This window comes from Paenibacillus sp. FSL R5-0341, from assembly GCF_037975235.1.
GTDB lineage: Bacteria > Bacillota > Bacilli > Paenibacillales > Paenibacillaceae > Paenibacillus > Paenibacillus amylolyticus_A.
Genome location: NZ_CP150241.1, coordinates 2,721,497 through 2,741,497, shown reverse-complemented (window position 1 = coordinate 2,741,497; position 20,001 = coordinate 2,721,497). Strand labels below are relative to the sequence as shown.

Annotated in this window: 12 protein-coding genes; 2 read left to right on the top strand and 10 right to left on the bottom strand. The window is 46.1% G+C overall.

Features of this window, described 5'->3' with window-relative positions:
* Positions 1-42: 42 nt before the first annotated feature.
* The 8 genes from MKX75_RS12490 to MKX75_RS12455 form a co-directional block, all read right to left on the bottom strand.
* Positions 43-1,617 (bottom strand): extracellular solute-binding protein, encoded by a 1,575-nt coding sequence (locus MKX75_RS12490; RefSeq protein WP_339169807.1) that lies wholly within the window; start codon positions 1,615-1,617, stop codon positions 43-45.
* Between the two features lie 78 nt (positions 1,618-1,695).
* On the bottom strand, positions 1,696-2,568 hold the full coding sequence (locus tag MKX75_RS12485) for a carbohydrate ABC transporter permease (RefSeq protein ID WP_339169806.1): 873 nt from the start codon (positions 2,566-2,568) through the stop codon (positions 1,696-1,698).
* Positions 2,569-2,597: 29 nt separating this feature from the next.
* Complete coding sequence (locus MKX75_RS12480; protein ID WP_339169805.1) at positions 2,598-3,572, bottom strand: ABC transporter permease subunit; 975 nt, start codon at positions 3,570-3,572, stop codon at positions 2,598-2,600.
* 230 nt (positions 3,573-3,802) lie between these two features.
* Positions 3,803-6,019 (bottom strand): helix-turn-helix domain-containing protein, encoded by a 2,217-nt coding sequence (locus MKX75_RS12475; RefSeq protein WP_339169804.1) that lies wholly within the window; start codon positions 6,017-6,019, stop codon positions 3,803-3,805.
* Between the two features lie 333 nt (positions 6,020-6,352).
* Positions 6,353-10,618: a discoidin domain-containing protein gene (locus MKX75_RS12470; protein WP_339169802.1), complete on the bottom strand. Its 4,266-nt coding sequence runs from the start codon at positions 10,616-10,618 to the stop codon at positions 6,353-6,355.
* 335 nt (positions 10,619-10,953) lie between these two features.
* Positions 10,954-11,841: a membrane protein insertase YidC gene (yidC, locus tag MKX75_RS12465; protein WP_339169801.1), complete on the bottom strand. Its 888-nt coding sequence runs from the start codon at positions 11,839-11,841 to the stop codon at positions 10,954-10,956.
* Positions 11,778-12,128, bottom strand: coding sequence for a hypothetical protein (locus MKX75_RS12460; RefSeq protein WP_186333588.1), 351 nt, complete (start codon positions 12,126-12,128; stop codon positions 11,778-11,780). Before MKX75_RS12460 ends, yidC begins: the two co-directional genes overlap by 64 nt.
* Before the next feature lie 92 nt (positions 12,129-12,220).
* On the bottom strand, positions 12,221-13,840 hold the full coding sequence (locus MKX75_RS12455; RefSeq protein WP_339169800.1) for a DUF4173 domain-containing protein: 1,620 nt from the start codon (positions 13,838-13,840) through the stop codon (positions 12,221-12,223).
* A 134-nt stretch (positions 13,841-13,974) separates the two neighbouring features.
* Between MKX75_RS12455 and MKX75_RS12450 the strand changes: the two genes are divergently transcribed.
* A complete protein-coding gene (locus tag MKX75_RS12450) occupies positions 13,975-15,774 on the top strand; it encodes an ABC transporter substrate-binding protein (protein WP_339169799.1) in 1,800 nt (599 codons plus the stop codon).
* An 86-nt stretch (positions 15,775-15,860) separates the two neighbouring features.
* On the top strand, positions 15,861-16,445 hold the full coding sequence (locus tag MKX75_RS12445) for an AAA family ATPase (RefSeq protein ID WP_339169798.1): 585 nt from the start codon (positions 15,861-15,863) through the stop codon (positions 16,443-16,445).
* A gap of 576 nt (positions 16,446-17,021) precedes the next feature.
* On the opposite strand, the gene MKX75_RS12440 is transcribed toward MKX75_RS12445, so the two are convergent.
* Together MKX75_RS12440 and MKX75_RS12435 are read right to left on the bottom strand one after the other, a co-directional pair.
* Entirely contained in the window at positions 17,022-17,987 is a 966-nt protein-coding gene (locus tag MKX75_RS12440) for a TIM barrel protein (protein WP_339169797.1), read from the bottom strand.
* Between the two features lie 288 nt (positions 17,988-18,275).
* Complete coding sequence (locus tag MKX75_RS12435) at positions 18,276-19,994, bottom strand: hypothetical protein (RefSeq protein ID WP_339169796.1); 1,719 nt, start codon at positions 19,992-19,994, stop codon at positions 18,276-18,278.
* Between the last annotated feature and the right edge of the window lie 7 nt (positions 19,995-20,001).

The following is a 20,001-nucleotide window of genomic DNA, read 5'->3' as shown; positions in this document are numbered from 1 at the left end:
TTCATCTGCTAACGATCTTGCCATCATCCCTGAAAGTCATTTTTATTTACTGCGTTCCTCGTAAATCTGTTGGGCCTCATCCAGTTCCGACTGCCCCCCGGAGTTCAGCCACTGTGACCGGAAATCATCAAAATCTTTATCAGTATTCGCTTCACCAGAAATTGCTTTAATATAATATTGAGCCTGTAGTGTGTTCAAAATGGCCTCGTATTGGGCTTTCGTCTTCATCACCGTCGACTGCATCAGATCACTCAGGACGGTCACACCTTCCACATTCGTCAACTTTTCTTTGAAAGCCAGCTTTTCAGGAGAATAGTGATGCTTCATCATGGAGCTGACTTTGGCACCGAATGGATTATAGAAACCTGCACCCAGTTCACTCATTAACTCCGTACCTGCTGCCGCTTCCGTAACGACCGCTAATTCACCTTCGAGGTTATAAGAGTTTCCTTTTTCCCCAAACACTGTCGTCAAGTAACCTTCCGTATCCGTCGTGACATACTCCAGAATTTGCAAAATTTTAATTCGTTTGGCGTCATCCTTCTCAAGCTGTGCTCCAAACAACAAAGGAGGCTGCAAGGCTCCGTTGGCCATCGCATACTTTTTGCCGTCCGGCCCAGAGAATGGAACACCAGGAATAAGTTCAATGCCTTTATCCTTGGAGATCAGGCCAAAGTATCCATCATCATACAGGTGGTGCCACATTCCGGTTTCAATGATTCCGGTACGCAGACTGACAAATTTGGTTTGAATCTCACTATTGCCATCGGTGATGAATTCAGGATCAATTATGCCTGCCTTATACCATTCATTTAACAGCTTCAGCGCATTGCGCGCTTCCTCTGTAATTGCGCCATACGTTACTTTGCCATTCGCGTCCAGTTTGAACTGGTACGGTGCTACTCCGTAAGCTGCGAACACCGTATTGAACAGTTGTGCCTGGGCATCCTTGCCTCGTCCGGTCAAACCGTACGTATCCTTTTTACCGTTGCCGTCCGGGTCATTATTCATGAATTTGGTCAGCACATCCTCAAGCTCGGCAAGATCTTTTGGCGGTTCATTGTAACCAATAGCTTTCAGCCATTGTCCGTTATATGCGGGTATAAAACCCGTTGCACCTTCCCCCCATACCTTGGGAACACCCCAGTTCTTGCCGTTATAAGTACCCGGGTCCCAGGCATTTGGATCAACGCTCTCCACGTCCGCCGTGTATTTAGGCATATATTGCTTGATTTCCTCTTGGGAAACACTCGCAAGGATGCCTTGATCCGCCCATTGCACCACATCGCCTACGGTGCCGTCTACGGAAATAATGTCCGGGATCTGGCCGGAAGCCAGCATGACATTGAATTGTTCTTTCCAGGTCGCCGTCTCGAAGGAGATATTCTTGAATTTCACATCAAATTTCTCTTCCAGAAACTTCTGGACGTAATTGTTGTCGGCTTTAGGAATATTCCAGTTGTTTGCGATTGAAATCTCAATTGGCTTTTCATTGCCTCCATCTGAATTTTCACCAGTGCTGTTATCAGTAGTCGCACCACCACTGCAACCGCTTACGAGTAATGAAGCCGATACCACTAATCCCAGCATACCGGTAATGAATTTCTTTTGTCTCATCTCTGAATTCCTCCCTTTTGATCTAACGATTCGCATATGTGAATCAAGACACCCTGAGGCAGCCTGAATGAACCCGTGTTACCCTTTGAGCGAGCCTACCATCGTTCCTTTTACAAAGTACTTTTGCAGAAATGGATACACAATAATAATGGGCAATGCCGTGAACATCAAAGTAGCGGCTTTGATCGGTTCCTGATAACCCAATTCTGAGCCCTTAACATCTGCCGCGAACATGGATAGATTCTCTCCCGTGATGACCACTCGTCTCAGGAACGTCTGAAGCACTTGCTTGGAAGGGTCCTGAATGTATAACACCGCGTCAAACCAGGCATTCCAATGTCCTACAGCAGACCATAGCGACAATGTGGCGATAACAGGCATCGATAACGGGAGAACCAGCTGAAACAGAATACGCAGATCGTTCGCTCCATCGATTTTGGCTGAATCCTCCAGCTCATCAGGTATGTTCTGAAAGAAATTACGCAGAATCAGCATGGAAAACGTACTGATCAGTCCCGGAATAATGTATACCAGCCGTGAATCCAGCAGCCCAAGCGATTTGATCAGAAAGTAAGAAGGAATCATGCCCCCGCTAAAGAACATCGTGAACACAATTAACATCGTATACACATTGCGATGCGGCAAGTATTTACGGGATAGCGGATATGCTCCAAACGACATGAACAGGATCGAGCAAACGGTCCCCACTACGGTACGAAAAACGGTGTTGCCAAACCCCATCCAGATATCCTGATTACCCAGTACCTTCTCCCAAGCAAAAAATGATACCTGCTGTGGATACAGATGGATACCCAATCTCAATGCTTCTGCCGGCGTACTGAACGAAATCGCAAGCATATGGACAAACGGATACAGCATGACAATACACAAAATAATCATGAACGTAATCAAAAAAGCCTGAAAAAGGTTACTGCTCCTGCTATGCTTCACTGCCTTGTCCTCCAATCTGCTTATTCTGTTTAAAAGAGCCCCTGCTGTCCAAACCTTTTAGCCATATAGTTCGTTGCCAGTACCAGCGCAAAAGCAATCACATTTTTGAACAGACCGACCGCTGTCGTCAGGCTGAACTGGAAATTCTGCAAGCCTACCCTATAAACATAGGTGTCCAGAATATCCGCCACACTATAAGTTGCAGGTGAGTACAGGTTCAAAATCTGATCAAAGCCGGCATCCAGTACATTGCCAATACGCAGAATAAACATCAGTACGATTACGGGCATAATTGTCGGAAGTGTAATACTGAGGGTCTGCCTCCAGCGACTCGCTCCGTCCATCACGGCAGCCTCATACATCTCGGGCTGTACACCTGCAAGTGCCGCCAAATAGATAATCGTGCCCCAGCCGACTTCTTTCCAGATCGCCGAAATGACCAGTGTTGACCGGAAATGATTCGGATCTCCCAGAAAATAAACCGACTCCAATCCCACAAGTTGGAGCAAATAATTGACCACACCAGACGATGGAGACAACAGCGTGATCAATATCCCCGAGAGAATGACCCAGGAGAAAAAATGCGGCAGGTAGGTCAGCGACTGTGCTACCCTTTTGAAGGCACCTGACCGGATCTCATTGATCAGTAGCGCGAGTATAATTGGCGCCGGGAATCCAAACAAAATATGCAAAAAACTGATGATAATCGTATTCTTCAGAATCATTAAGAAATCAGGAGATTGAAAGAACAAAAACTCGAAATGCTTGAAGCCCACCCACGGACTGCCCCAGATTCCATCCATGATCCTGAAATCTTTGAAGGCCAGTTGGATACCATACATTGGGCCGTATGCAAAGACCGCGTACCAAGTCATTACCGGAGCAAGCAGCAGAAAAAGATATCTGCACTTCTTGTATTCCCTCCAGGTTGCTGCCCATTTTGACGGCTGTTCATTAAATATATTCTTTTTACCGTCCACTTCCGGATTGTGCACCGGGTTCATGATAACTGCTCCTTTCCAACCATCCAAAATTCCTCAAGCCACACTTCAATCTTAGAATTATGTAAGCGCTTTTTCTATTGCAAGTTCATTCAATTCTTTATAAATTCTTTCACGGTTTCTTATAAAATCTAACGAATTCATAAAAAATGACCGCTGCTTGGGTAACATTCGTTAGATGCTCCAAACAACAGTCATATGCACCTTACCTTCTAGCTCCATACTTGCTTCTGTTAATCCTTATCCAGAGATAGAGAATCCAGCGCTGCCAGATGTGAATTCCGATATTGCACAGGCGTTACGCCGTAGCGTGATTTGAATTTGCTGTGAAAATACTGAGGATTCCGGTAACCAACTTGCGTTGCAATAACTGACACAGCGAGACGTGGTTGAACACGCAACAGATCCGCAGCTTTTTCCAGCCGCAGCCGGGTTACATATTCCGTAAAAGATTCTTTCGTTCCTTCGCTGAAAAGTGTAGAAATATAAGCAGGGGCGAGTGAAACCTCCTTCGAGAGGATTTGCAGGGATAACTCTTCATGCAGATGATCTGCGATATACACCTTCAATGTACGAATCACATCCGAATGTGCATGGTTACCGGCATACTTCAAATGTTCGGTAATCTGCATGCACAGCCTGCGAATTCCTTCGACCGTCTCGATCAGCGTATCCTTTTTCAATTCATCAAAAATATTGGCATGCGGCAGGAAGTGCTGTAACTTCAACTCAAGCACCGATTGATATAATTGCATAATTAATTGCAGCACAGCGAGCTCTGCAGTCTCGATCTGCATATGACCATCCTGTAGAACCTCCAGAAAATGATTAATAAAATCAGCAACCGCTTGCTGATCTCCTGCCTGTAATGCATTTTTGAAATGATCGTATTGAAACAGATAAGGCGCTGTACTCATCTCCAGAACTCTGGAATACGCAACGATTGCATCTTTTCCATGTAAAAAATGATATCTGCTTGCCTGCTTGGCCATCTGATAAGAATCGGCGAGCGCTTCTGGGTGGTCTACCCTACTCCCAATTGCCGCACCAAACCGGGAATCATGCTCAGCAGAATGTTGAGCCGCCTGCAAATCGGCCATTATACGATTTTCTGCGTCCTGTTCATCAGGAGAAATATAATAAATGATAGCCGCCTCATTCTCATTCAGTGGAACGAAAATACTGTGTAAAGACCGATTCATCTTTTCATAACGAATCTTCAGACCTGTACTTCCCTCCTCTGGAATCCGGAGATAGACGGTGCAATAGTGATATCCCGGTTGAATGAACTGTTCCGCTTCGATCTCCAGACTTACGCCAAGCAAGAGGTTTTTCAAATCATTTTTTCTCGCTTGGGTTTCGAGGTTTACGATCTTTTCCTCCATTAGATGAAAGGTGTTACCAATAAAAGCGTACTCATTGCCCAAGGATGTGACAGCACTTGTTGTATGTAAACCTTTGATCTGCATCATCAGTCTTTGTACCGGAATGTAGAGTTGTTTGGAGAAAAAGAACGATAGCAGCAAACCAAATAGAACAACTACGCCGCAACTAATTACAAGACTGTTTTTCAACTGTTCAGAGGACAGGACAAAAGAGTTCATCGGACGATACATCGCATACGTCCAATCCTGCTGCGAGTTCGCGGACTCCAGATAAGACAGAACAGCTTTGCCTTCCGCTCCTTCTATAATCTGTTCTCCACTTTGGCGGTTGTGAATGGTATTCTGCAATAAACCACCGAGCGCCTCATTGTACTCCCCCGTGTGAAGCAGCTCTTTACCCGAAGAGTCGAAAATATACAGCTGGTCTGCCGGGGAACTCAAGATTCGGGAGGCCGCCGTCTGCAGATATTCCACCCCTACATCCATAAAGAAATAACCCATGGTTGGCACGCCAGGTGTCTCATATGGCAATTTAATCACATAGGTCATCACCTTGCTTCCATCCGCCAATGTCCGTAACAGCCATTCTTTAGGTTTCACTTCGTTCAGCTTCAAAATGAAAGCTGCATCTTCGGATGTATCACTCTTCATATGAAAGTTGCTGGCATCCACGACATAATGATTGGCTGGAAAATAAACGGTAACATTCGTTAGCCCTTCATTTTCAATCCTATAGAATTCCAGTTCCTGCCGAAAGGATGCAATTCGACTCAAATTCCCCTCCCAGCTCTTCGTTAACAATAGATTCAAGTTGAAGTTATTCTGAATGAACCGAATGGAGAGTGCTTTATTCTGCAAGTTGTCTTCATATTTCTTTAATATCGTCTGCTCGATATAATCCTTGGCGGAAATAAGGCGGTTTTTATTGTCCTTGGCAATCTCATCCTCCATCATTTCATTAGCTTGGGTATACCAATACCCACCCATAATGCCGATCAGAACCACAGACAGAACAGTATATGACAATATAAATTTGATAAAGATGGTTTTTCTGTATTCAGGCATTTTCATCCATCCCCTTTAGCTTCGCTCATCGTGAACTATCCCGTCTCCACAATAATGTATGCGCTATCATAAATGAGATCAACAATAGTTATTCATATTGCTTAAGCTATCAAAATCATTCTCTAAAATCCAGTATAAAATCTTTCACTTCATTCTAATTTCTTTCAACCCAGTGCGGACCTGCACTTATCTGGTACAAAACAATGCAAAAAAATGCCCCAAAGCCTCCTTATTGAGGCGCTTCGGGACATTTACATTGAACACGTGCTTTTTTTGCAGGCAAGCAGTATATCAAAATGATTTATTAGGATGGTTCGAGCTCAGCAACTTCTTTCATCCTTCTTCGTTCGGTTCCGTCTGGATAACCAGTGCCTGTATCGCCTGTAGCAGCTCGTTAGCTGCGGAATCAATCTGTGTTTGGGTGCTGTCAGCATCTTCCGCTATTTCCGTGGCCAGTGATTTGGCCGCCAACATGGCGGTAAAACCAACCTCTTCATAGATTTCTTCCTGTAAGGTGTCTGCTTGCTCCAGTAGCATGACTAGCAACGTCAGGTCTGTGGGCTTGCTGTACAATTCCAGTTCCGCCACGTTGGCATAACCGCCTGGTGAATAGTACCTCAGATAACGGAACGCTGTATCGTTGGTTATCGAAGCCGTATGCCATTGGACGCTGCTGATCCCGCTGATGGTATACAAATCGGAGTAATGCGTGCCGTCGTTAGATCCCTGTAGAATAGCTCCGTTAACACGTGTAATTTCTGAAGCTTTACCATTTCTCGGATAAAACTTGAAGCTCGACAATGACTCGGCCTGATTTTCTCCCAAATCAATATCAATCCATGCTACAGCATCCATTGTATCGGTAAACGTATCCACATTACTGTCCACGGCACGCCAACCATTCTGCTCTTTGGTCCCCTTGTTCTGATAGACTGGCGTGGAGGCCGCCACCATGGAAGGCGTTACGGTAATCTTCTGAGCAGGCAGGGAAGCAAGAGAAACCAGCTGCTCTTGAGCTTGGTGCAACTCCTCCAGCAAAGCAGGCCGATCAGATACAGGATTGTTGAAGAGTTCTCGAATCCGCTCAACCTCTTGCATGTATTGGTAATAGCTTCCTTTCGTATATCCATCAGGGCTGACTACCTTGGAATCGATGCTGCGAATATCATATTGTCCGTACAATTCCACTTCTGCCACATTCCCGTTCCATGCAGTGCTGTTGTAAATTCTCAGGTATCGGTAAGCATCATGATCGATTATTTTATCCCCGCCAATGTAAGTCCACTTGCCTTCTGTTGTTCCTGTGACGGCTGCAATCATGTTTGTCCAGCTGTTATTGTCATTCGAACCTTGCAGGACCACTCCGTTCATTCTTGCTGGATAGGAGGCTCTGGGCATCAGCATGATATCGCTCAACGTTACGGATACATCTGGTCCAAAGTCCAACGTATAGTAGGCCCCGGCACCAGTTGCCAGATCACCGAAAGTCCCCGTATTTCCATCGAACAATAGATAGCCTACCTGTTCCTTGCTCAGTCCGCCTGTACCATACTGCTTATCTGAAGCAGTTACGGTGGCCAGCCTGGATACATCGAGGAGCTTGGATTGGTTCACCAAATACAGCGAAGATCGATCCGTCGTGAAGATGGCAGGACCTGCGGACAGTCCATTAGCCGTCTTATAATCGATGGCAAACCGAATAGGACCTGTAGGCGCAAGATTGTCGATGACCGCAGATGCCGTCCAGTTCAGCTGATCTGTGGAATGCACCGTTGCCTCCTGACCTTGAATCACTGCCTGCACATCATGAATCGGCTCACTGGATTCAAAGGTCAACACAACCGTATTGCCTGCATCAACGCGGTTCTGTACGCTCTGGGGGGAGCTTATTGTGAGCGATTGAATCTTGTTATTCGTTTCATGGCGTTCTCCAAGTATTCTGAATTCGGACAACTCCAGCATCGTACTGGATGGCTCAATCATCTGAATCTTGAAGAACCGGAAGGCAGTATTCCTACGACCTTCGCTGACTTCAAGTGTCTGCATATCTTCAGATACGACGGTCAACCCTGGCGTTAGACGAGTCCATGTTTCATTATCATTAGAACCAAAAATCGCAGTACCGCCGATCCGCTCGGGAAAACTTGCTCTTACCTGCAGGGAGAAAGCATCCGCAGTGACTTTATAATCCGGTCCAAAATCCATGGTGTGTGTCAAATTGACGGCGTTACCGTAAAATGCAAAACTTCCGGCGTAATTATCCAATAAATTTAGCGTTTCATTGAAGAAGGTTGCGGCAGTCAGCATATGGGAATAGTCCATACTTCCATCCTGAAGCTGCGGTGTTAATTCTTGTAGACCTACTACCGCAGTCCTCAACTCCACCAGCTTTTGCAAAAACTCGTCATCTGAAACCGTTGTTATTACGTCCATGACATCAGCATAAATGCTGTTGTAGTGTGTTAAACTCCCCGATACATAGCGGGTTTCCGGCTTATAGGCAGCAATCACTGCGGCAACGGCAGACGCACGGTCAGCGCTCACGATTATCTTGACTTGTTTGGCAGTGATGGTGGTCCCATCCGTCGCTCCTACCACTATGGAATAGGTGCCGACCTGCTCCGGCTTCCACAAAAAAGCACCTGTACTTTCGTCAAACACAGCCCCCTCAGGCTTATGATCGATCTGGTAGGTAACGTTGTCGCCTGCGCCTGCATCCGTGACAGTAAAATCGTACTGCAATGCTGCATTTGACCCGACATACGTATACAAAAGAAGAGAGGTTCCGCTCTCGTTAAAGACAGGTGGCGTCAGCTGTTCACTGGCTTTTAGATGGATGTGATCCATATCCACCACAGTACCAGCTCCCTGAACTTTGAAATACGTCAAATCACTTAGGCCGCGAAGGTTGGGCATTGTATAGGATACATATTTCCACTGCCCCTTGGTATCCGGTAAAATTAAAGGAGCATCCTGCCATCCATTGATCACAAGCTTGGCTGTACCATTCGTCCGTATTCGCAGCCCTATGGTTTTAACGGGAGTGCTGGTGCTGACGATGGCGATTCGACTCCCCTCTTCCGTGGCTGTAATCTCTACAAAGGAAGTTTCACCCTCTTGTTTTATCTCGGAATGTGAATCCAGACTGGTAGCCCGGTGTTCAATTTCATTCCAATCTGCATTCGTCGATACTTTTGGAAGTGTTGTTGCTCCCTCAGTTGCTGCTTCTTCGGGGATAAACATCCAATAATCGGCGCCTCCATCCGGAGATTCCCAATAGAAAGGCAGTCGCTTCTTAAACATATCGACATAATATGGAGCTTCCTCTTCCATATTTAGACCTGCCGTATATTTGTAATAATAGTAGAGACCATACACGTTGCCGCCAATACGTCCTCTGTATCCTTCAGCCAGCTCTTTATAGATAATGGTCGGATTGCCATCGGCATCCGTATGAGCCGCTACCGGTGTCCATGGCGTATCATGGCCCAGCATGAACTGTGCAAAATAATCGGCCGCTTTCAATATCCTTTGATCCAGATATTCGTAGGCATTAATTGCATTGTCCGCAGTGGACACCGTTCCTGCGACTGGATCGACCTTGGTTTCCTGTGCTTCCAACAGGCGGGCCAAGATCTCCACATTGGTGAGATCCCCAGCGCCATGGGCCTGATCCCTGCCCATCTCTACATGCTGCACTCTCGGTGGAACCACGGCTTCACCTGTCACAATATTAGTGTCCACCCATCGAAACAACTGCTTGATCGAACCATTTTGCCCTTGATCCACAGCAGACTCATTCACGGTAAACCACTCTACACCCTCATTGTAACGATCACGGTTTCCTGTAAATATATATCCTGACATCGCTCCAAGGAGCGGATACAGATGCTGGTTCATAAAATACCCGTTATCATGCTGGAAAGTATCTATGACCGGATAGATGAGATTATTGCTAAAATTGGTTGTGTCCTGGTCTGTCCACTCCAGGTCTTGTCTTGTGCTGCTCGTATATCTTAAAATCTCTGCTGCTGTCACCATGCGATTCAATGGAATTCCAGTGTGAATGTGTGAATCAATGAAATAGGTGTATTTGGCAGGGTCCATCTGAGACCAGATTCGAATGATGCCCATCGCGTTAGCCCTGTACACCTCTTCCCCGGTTACATAATACATGATGGCTTGTGTGTAGGCCTTTAAGCTGTCCGCAATAAATTTGGAGTTGAAGGATTGACTGTTAAAATCTAAGCTGCCAGGTTTTGTCGGATCTGCACTGCTCTGATTGCTGGACGTAACGTTCTTGGATGCGGTTGGGGAATCTGTCATTCGATTAAAATAACTATACCAAGGCTCTTGCTTTGCCAGCACCTGTGTGCGCATATTCTCAAGAATGTCCTTGGTGAGCCCGATTCCCGGATGTTTGAAACCGCTTGCATCAATTTCCTCATAAATCGTTGGCAGATATGCTGCTGACGTATTCTCGTTCACAGACGCTTCACCTGATACCGGATAAGCCACTGCAACCAAACTAACAATTAGAATACACATTACAACACACTTGGCTTGGCTTACCAAACCGCGCTTTTGCCGAGATGCCATGTACACTCCTCCTTCATGTTGTAGACTTGTGTGACATTCACTTCGTTTGATTGATGTGTCGTTATTTTCTATATCATTGCAGGATTTCACAAGCTTCGTCCATTGCAAAATCATTCAATTTGTTAAGATATCTTTCAAATGATCCAGAGGGTGTGCTTATTTAAATGCATGACTTCGATATCATAGATGTTTCTGCCCTCTTTCGGCACAGGAATGTCTGCTCTCAACACAAAAAGAAGCCTGATCCATATGGATCAGGCTTCTTCATTATGTTTTTCGTGTTCAACAAGTTTCCGTAGCCACCATGTTTCCCTTGTCACCTGCGAACGACTTGATTAAGACTTTGCAGGTTTCCGAGAAGGTTTGGAGGAACTTGATTTTTTATTCTTTTTCTTACTCACTTCCACAATCACAGGCTCCTGCGGGTGTTCTACCGGGTACATTTTTCGGAACAATAACGTCTGTAGTACCAGGAACGAACCCCCAACCGTCCAGTAAAGCGGCATGGCTGCCGGGGCTGTTAGAGAAAAGAATGCCATCATCAATGGGGAGAGATATCCCATAATGGCGAACTGTTTTCGCTGCTCAGGCGCCATGTTGGCTTGTGATACCTTCGCTTGAATCAGATAAATGACCGCAACCACCACAGCGAGCACGTAGTCCGGTGCTCCCAGTTTGAACCACAGGAACGAATGGGAGGACAACTCCGGTGTAAGTCGGATGGCTGTGTAAATACCGGACAGGATAGGCAACTGAATGAGCATCGGCAAGCAACCAATGTTCAACGGATTGAACTTATGTTTCTTGTATAGCTCCATCGTTTCCTGAGACAGCTTTTGCTTATCAGCAGGATCATTTTTGCCTTCATATTTTTTCTTGAGCGCATCCATCTCGGGCTTCATGGCGTTCATAATGACTCGTGTTCCCTGCTGGGACTTGGCTTGACGCATCATCAATGGCAACAGTGCCAGACGAATGACAAGCGTAATTACAATGATCGCGATCCCGTAGCTTCCACTAAATATGGTGGCAATGTGCTGAATCAGGTACGACAGTGGAAATACAATGTAGTGATTAAAAAATCCCGGTGTCGATGAAGTAATCTCCGACACGTTGTTACTGCATCCGGCAAGCAGCATGACTGCAAACAAAATGGCAATCAGGCCATAGATCCGTCCCTTGCCCGATGTAAAAGTGAATCCCTTGTTGGTCTTATGTTCCATATAAATCCTCCTCGTTGATTTGTTGACCAATCGTTCAACGAGGAATGACAATCTGGTTCATCTTCATCGGGCGCTTCTCTTCGTCTAATCATGCGGCCCCAGTCTTCCTGTCTGTGTTGTCTGTCCAAACACAGGGCGGGAAGTACAGGCTCAAGTCCACCACCGACGCCACCTTCCATCCAGTACTCTGTCATGCCACAGTGAAGATGGGCAATATAGGCATAACTGACGGTGAAGATGAGTCCAATCGAGAATAAATATGGTAATAACTCCTGCAGTTCAAACAAGGGATTCACCCCCTTTATAGGTTCATTTTTATATTATAACACTTACATATTGTTTTTGCATAAATCCGTCCATGAAAACAGCTATTATTCAACTATTCCGTTCTCAATTTGGACATTTCTAGCTCAGCTCTGTGTCTTGCAACGTTATAAGAAGGCCAGGAACGATCTGATCTATCCATCTCCAGGTAGGCTTGTCGTTCCAGCATTTCCCTTTTGAGATCCGGATACTCCTCCAGAGCAAACGCTCGAAGTAACGGAACCGCATCTGCCGACAAACTTGCCAGGTAGGTTGCATCAATATTGCCAGTCTGATGATAACGTTCAATATTCAGCTCGGCAATCTGTTTATCCATGCCCACATAATTGACAGCAACATATGCAGTGAGCGCAAGCACAATATACCAGCGGATCAGCGGTATTGACGTGTAGCGTATACGAAGACCGGCAATCAGCAACAGAAGTGCCAAGAAGATCATGAATGCGTGCACCAGGAAGCGAATGTACGTATATCCATAAGCCTGCTCATAGAGATTAAGGCGCATAAACGCGGAATACAGCATGATTGCTGAACAACTGACCAGAATCAGAAGGAGTACCTGATGCGCTATGGAACCCGCTCTGCCACTCGGACGGGTATACTGCAACGCAACAATAAGAATAAAGAAATTAATACCTGTGACGAGAATCAACTCTGCGAATCCACTTCTCGCATACTCTGCATAAGACAGATCTACCGGAAGATGCCCCTCTCCCGCACCAAACAGATACGAAAACTGTACAAGTACGAACAAAACGTACACAACGTTGATGACAATCAGCATCGTACCCACAATGATGGGGTCCAATCTGAATGTTTCCCGCTGAACCGCAGGGCGTTCGGGCTCGGGTGTAATCTTATTAGTAACCTGACCTTCAGTGGCCGGGCCCACAGGAGAGAATATATAGGTGTGATCACGCTTATCAACCGTGGATACTGCTCCATTTTTCCAATGTGCGTTCGCTCTCTTCTCTGCCTCATACTGCATCGGTTGTACAAATCCCCATACATAACCGAATAGCAATACACCTGCGATGACAATCCAGATGATTCTCGGTATCCCTGGAGTAAAAGCCAGCTGATTCAGCCACTCCGGAAAACCGGCTAGATATTGATCGAAGACCCCGTCAGCGGAAGACAGTAATGCAACGACAACAATGAGGATCGGCAAAGACGCGACAAGACCAATGAGCACTTTGAAAACAACGGTTTTCTGTGATTTGCCCATGCCACGTCCGCCTGCTCTCACAGCAATAGCAGCAACAGTCCCCCAATGACGTATGGCTTGAGGCAGCAAGTGGTCAATAGCCGTACCAATCAATCCGATCTCCCACCACTGCTTCTGTTTTCTGCCCATCAGATACGTCATATGTAAGATAACTACGCCGGGTACAACCAGAAAATTAAGAACATACAGCAGTTCATTGTCGTATAACAGGAACGTTAGCGACAACAACAGCACTACAGCCGCCACAAAAGCATCAATGAACTTGAAAGACCTCATGCGATCCCGTGCAAACAGATACATGAACACATAAAAGAGAATTACAAAGATAGGATACGATACGCCAATCTCATTGCCATAGAACAAATACTGGTGAATGATTGCCAGCATCCATGCAGACAGTAGCGTGATTAAAGCGCGGTGCGGTGAAGCCATTATTTTATCAATCATGGGAAAAACCTCCATTAACCTTTCTATGCTATATTCTAGATGATAAAATAGGAATATAAATAGAAATTAAAATCAATAAAACTTCTTATTTTAGAGAAATACGTCAGAGGTCACCTCCAGGAGGGAATCAACACTTGAAATTACATCAGCAATATCTGCTGTTACATCGACATTATGGTCACCATACAGAACATGAACTTACACTCGCCGATCTCGCTGAGTTGCTAAATTGTACGCACCGCAATACGTTAACGATTGTCAAAAAGATGGTAGCCAATGACTGGATTCGTTGGGTTTCTCAGCGTGGCCGTGGTCGGCGTTCATCACTGACCTTGCTTGTTCCGGCTGATCAAATCGCCGCAGAATATATGATGCAGGCCATGAATCGCCGAGAGTTGCAGGAGGCTGCCGAGCAGGTGAGCGCATTCTCCAGTTCAACAATCATGCAGGATTATCTAAACCAGTGGTTGCTTGGATATTCAGGACATCATACGGAAGCCGGCACCAATAATGAGCAGATTGATACGCTTCGGCTGCCTCTGCGCCAACAGCTTCATGCGCTTGATCCGCTTTACATTAATCTATTAGCTGAATCCTTTGTTACTAGCCATGTCTTTGACGGGTTGGTTCAGCGGGGTGAACAGGGAGAGATTCTTTCCTGTCTCGCACATACTTGGGATGTTAGTGCAGACCGAAAGACATGGATCTTTTATTTGCGAAAAGGCATTACTTTTCACGATGGTCAGATGCTGACGGCCCATGATATTGTGTATACGTTTGAACGACTGCAATCCTCAGATCGCCGGACATTGTACCGTGATGTGAGTAAACAGATTCTATCTATTGAATCGATCGATCCCTTAACCGTGTGTTTCCAGTTGAAAGACCCTCACGAATTGTTTTTGTCCTTTCTTACAACAAGTCGTGCGGCGATTGTACCCTCATCAGGAAAAAACGAACAAAAGATACAGCATGCGGGTGATGCGCACGGGATGCAAAAACCTGTCGGGACGGGGCCGTTCAAGGTCACTGCCTGGGATGATCACTTGTGCAGACTTGAAACCTTCACATCATATTTTCAGGGTAGAGCACATATGGACCGGGTAGATATCCTGCAAATTCCGTGGAGTGCCTCGGCAAAAATGGACGATAGCCAAGATATCGAAACTCCGTTTTTTCATCTTGTTCATAATCCGTCTTCGTCTGCCGGTGCAGACTGGACACAGATTAGTGCAGGGGTAATGGTTCATAAATTACTCACGTGTAATACACAAAAAACCGGATCGTTAAACGATCCGGAAGTAAGAGCACATATCAAGTCATGCCTTGCTGGAATGTATAGAGGTGACGGACATGCAGATGACTCTGAGGTCGTTGAGCCTGATTTTAGTGTGGTGAGTACCGAGATGGTTGACCCGGAGGGATTTAGAGACATTACTAAACAACTCACTTCGGTTAGTCCCATCTCATTGCACATTGCGACCATTCCACAATATCGCAGGGATGCTAAAAATCTGGCTTCCATACTGGAGCAGTGCGGTTTCTCTTGTACCGTCCGAACCGCTACGATGGAGCAGTTTAAAGGAAATCTCCGGCTGGAATCTGATCTGATTCTCTTCTCGCTCATTCGGGACAGGGACGAAGAACTGCGCAGGTATGATCTCTACTCCACGTTGTCTGAGCATTTGGAAGATTCTGCTCGTATAACGATCCATGAGATCTTGCAAACCATCGTCGCCTCTCCCATCTCTGCAGATCGAACTTATGAATTAGACCGAATTGAGCAATTTTTGGTTGACCAGAATTTACTGTTCCATTTATCCGAAAAACCGGTAGAAACCGCTTATCTGCCTTCCGTGCGTGGTCTATCTTTCAACAGCCAGGGCTGGGTGAACCTGCGTCATATCTGGTTTCCTTCGCAGGTGATGAAGTGAGAATGATATGGATTGTGCTAAAATAAACAAATGCTATTAACTTACACTTACACGCACTTGCACCATACTAAGGAGGCATTACATTCATGAGCAAATTGATTTTCTTTCTCGGCGGGGCCGGAAGTGGCAAGACCACCCTTGCCAAAGCCCTTTCGCGTAAACATAAAGCTGCTTTCTTTGATATGGATATTCTGCTTCGTCCTGCGGCTGAGGCAATCATGACCCTTCAGGGACTTGACCCATCCGACCGAGATTCGCCTGAATACAAAAGGTTGTGCCGTGATCTTGGGTACCGCATTACGATGGACGCCGCACTGGATAACGTTCAGTTGGGTATCGATACGATAGTTGTGGGGCCATTTACAAAAGAAATCGGAACCCCTGACTGGATCGAGCAGGAACTCGCACGGATTGGACGTTCTCTGAAAGATACGGATGTGCGTGTGGCCTATATTTATTTAGAAAATGAAGCATTGTATCACAAGCGGATTACAGCGAGACAATCTCCATTGGATGAATGGAAACTTGCAAACTGGGATACATTCATAGCTTCTCTCGTCCGTAAAGAAGTAGCCTGGCCGCTCCCTGCTGCATCCGTCGCTTATATTGATAATTCCAGTGATGATCCTGCGATTGCCTATGCTGAACTTGAACGACGGATGTACGAGTAAAAAAGAATCACACGCTCAATCTTACTTTGGTGATAGATAGATTAAACGCTTCTCTCGTCAACTTCTGACTCATTTCTAACACTCTAACGAATCTCTGGCAACTTATTACCTGGTTTGGACTAACACGAAAATTCTAACGAACCTCAGTAACGCTAAACTGGATCTAACAATTGAAAATAGGCAAAAATGCGCTACACACGAAGAGATAAGGTGTCTCAGATTCCTTACGATTTCAATCTGACTCATTTGCTTGGAATAAGGTGCGTCAGGTTCGTTAGCTTCCAAAGAGTGCCCCGCGATGAAGCCAAGTGTGCGCCAAAATGTGATCTGAATGAAAGCTGTACACCAATCACATATACAAATCTAACAAAATCAAAAAAGGGATCCGTCTCACCAAGCCTTGCAGGCCGATGAAACCGATCCCTTTTTCCATTAAACATCCCCGCACAACATGGGATAGCCGATACCTTCTACTCCAATTGGATGTCAGACATCTGCCGAGAAGAATACTTCACATTCCTCCGTCCCCCTACCATTCACCTATCCATGCACTTAGCTGAAAATTTACCAATATCCCTATCCGCGCTGACGGGCCGCTTGACGTTCAGCAATGCGAGACATAATCAATCCATGACTTTCATCAATCTCTTCCGGTGTACACGCGGCTTTTAACTCATATACTTTCACCGGAGAACGGTCGATAATATCCAAAAACGAATCAAAAAAGGTCATGTCTTTACTATGAATGTATGGACACCAATGATCTGCCAATCCTACGGTTTCATGAATATGCACACCAACCACGTGATCAATCAACGCGTTAGCTTCACGTACATTGTCATATAGGCCCATTCGATCCATCATCATGCCGTGACCAATATCGTACCAGAGACCAAGCGGCGCGCCCTTCATTTGTCCAATAATCGTTCCCGCTTCGTGCAAAGTCGGCATCTGATAACAGCGTGAACGAGTCTCAATACCGAAATTCACTCCGTAGCCCCGCTGCTCCGACAAGTCGCATACCTCTTCCAGACTTTCCTGAATCCGGCTCAGATAATGAGCACTGCCATCTTCCCGCTTCTCCAGCATCTCTTGCCATAAAGACTGATATGCCAGTGAGTCCGGCCCCTGATCGTGGTATATCTTTTTCAACGCTTCATCTATGTTGTATTCAAACGGAACCTCACCGGGATGTACAACGACAGCCTTGGCCCCATAACGATGTGCGTACTCGGCTGAGCGAAGTAACAGTTCAATCGCCCGTTTGCGGCGCGGCTCATCATCGAATCCGAGCAGGACGGAATCCGTCCCGTAATCCGGATCAGCCACATGCGGAAATGTATTATGCACACTGGATATACCGATCTCTCCCCGTTCAATCATCGGTTCTATCGTCTTCAGCAACTCTTCCGTAACGTTATAGTTCAGCTCCACCTGTTTGAATCCAAGAGACTTGATCTCTTCAATCATGCCTTGTCCGGTCGTATGACGTTTGATGTTCCAACATGTTGAGAACGAATATTCCTGTTTGTCTGTATACATGATTGGTCCTCCTGTCTCTCATTCTATCTCCCATTCATATTCCATTTATCTCTATCTATATAAGTTGAACCAATAAACTTTACACTAGATCACTCCAATTGCAGTACCATCTTCTGATCGCTGTATCCCCAGATTTTTTTGATCCCCTTCTCCAAAGGGAAAAATCCGGTGATAGCTTATGCTTCCGATGCAGCTTTCTTGCAGAAAGCTTTCAGGCGAACGCTCCGCTTCTTCAGATCCGTTCTGCACTCTTCGTTCTCGTGTAAATGTTCAGTTCATCTTATCTACCTATTTATTCCTCATACCGTTGTTTTCACGGAGAGTCAATTCAAATCTCATCTTGTTCGCAGTCTTTCCAGGTACATAACGATAGATGATCTCCGCATGATTCACGTACATTAACACGGATGGTTCAGGCGCCTCAGCCTTCACGGTACACGTAAGTCCAGGGAATTGCCATAACGCTGGTGTAATGTCCTGCTGACGAAGGGATGGCCCTCTGATTTCAAAATAAACGTCGATCTCTTCCGCCGTATCCAGCTCCACATCAATGGTTAACGAATCGGGTGTGAGGTCCGCATCGAACGTTACTCCGCGTAGATGGCTGTTCCACCCCTCGCCTACCTCACGGCGGATCAAGCGAAGATAATAACGCTCCCCCGTCTCTGTCTGCCAGTGAACCGTAGCTGGATGCATCTGACCGTTGGTATTCACGCTTCCAGACATGGCCCCAATCATCCGATCCTCACCAATCCAGGCTTTGGCCGTACATAGATTCCGATTGGAGGCCGGATCATTGCGCTCACACAGCTCCATAAATTGTTTTTGCACAAGACGATCTTCTTGATGAGCCTTGAAATACGGCACGGCCCCCGCAGGCACATCCACCCCAAGGAGCGCAATCAGTGGATCATGGCCTGACTCACAGTTGATTCCTGCCAGATATTCATACCCTTCACCAAGCAAGAGATAGATAAATACACCGATCGAACTATGCTCTCGCATCTCTATATCGTAAGCCCGAGAGAACGGGCCGGATAGATTCTCCAGATTGGCATTGTAATATAGTGCAATGTTATTCCAAAGCCCGTGTTCGATCCGGTGTCCAATTTCAACCAAACGTTCGGTGAGACCATACTTTCGATACATGCCAAGTACGGACAGATCGACGCCATAATAGGTTGTCGTATTGAATTCTGCGAATGTACTGTCGTATTGTTCAAACTCCTGCATCAACCCTTCTGCCTGTTCATCCGAATGCTGAATCCATTCTGTCCGGTTCAAGCGGTGACCATAGTAGTGGGTGATGAAAATGTGCATCAACTCAATATTCGTATTCATTGGAATTACGTCGGATAATCTTCGTTCTACTGACCCTTGAACAGCCAGTTCCATCGCATGATCCATCCGTTTCATGAGTGTCTCCGGCATAAGTTCGGCAAACTCGGCAGTTACGACCACACAGACACAAGCGATAAACTCGCGCCAGTTGGGATCATAACTGATCCAGACCGGTGGCAGAATCTGATTCACTGCCGAATGAAACAGGCGTTTCAGTTGTTTGGAATCTGCCGCCTCTGTGAGCAGAGATCCATCTTCCTGTAGTTTATGGATAAACTGCGCAGACACCTTCTCAAAGGTGCGTTCCAGGAAATAGGTCGTGCCTGGCGCAAAAGATTTCCAAGCATAGTGACCCGCTGGTGGATGCACATCATTGGGTCGGGTCGCGAAGGTTCCGTGATAGATCTCATCTGGAGCGTCATATTGAACATCGAGCACCTTGTGGAACACTCGTATCGCGCGTTCCACATCACCAGGCTCATTTCGAATCAACAACCCGAGCGCATAATGTGCACTGGCCCGTGTGCTGTGCTGCGATGAATCCTCCTCTTCAAAACTCCGAAGCAGATCCAGTTCCTTATCATAGAAGCTATCCATCATCGTCATGGACTGATTTACTAGATACTGCTGCTCTGTTGACATCTTCTCCACCATTCGTTGTGTCATGTCATGG

Coding starts and splice junctions, on each gene's coding strand:
- MKX75_RS12445 (WP_339169798.1), top strand. CDS start 15,861: ATGAGCAAATTGATTTTCTTTCTCGGCGGGGCCGGAAGTGGCAAGACC.
- MKX75_RS12475 (WP_339169804.1), bottom strand. CDS start 6,019: ATGCCTGAATACAGAAAAACCATCTTTATCAAATTTATATTGTCATAT.
- MKX75_RS12455 (WP_339169800.1), bottom strand. CDS start 13,840: ATGATTGATAAAATAATGGCTTCACCGCACCGCGCTTTAATCACGCTA.
- MKX75_RS12440 (WP_339169797.1), bottom strand. CDS start 17,987: ATGTATACAGACAAACAGGAATATTCGTTCTCAACATGTTGGAACATC.
- MKX75_RS12480 (WP_339169805.1), bottom strand. CDS start 3,572: ATGAACCCGGTGCACAATCCGGAAGTGGACGGTAAAAAGAATATATTT.
- MKX75_RS12435 (WP_339169796.1), bottom strand. CDS start 19,994: ATGACACAACGAATGGTGGAGAAGATGTCAACAGAGCAGCAGTATCTA.
- MKX75_RS12490 (WP_339169807.1), bottom strand. CDS start 1,617: ATGAGACAAAAGAAATTCATTACCGGTATGCTGGGATTAGTGGTATCG.
- yidC (WP_339169801.1), bottom strand. CDS start 11,841: ATGGAACATAAGACCAACAAGGGATTCACTTTTACATCGGGCAAGGGA.
- MKX75_RS12470 (WP_339169802.1), bottom strand. CDS start 10,618: ATGGCATCTCGGCAAAAGCGCGGTTTGGTAAGCCAAGCCAAGTGTGTT.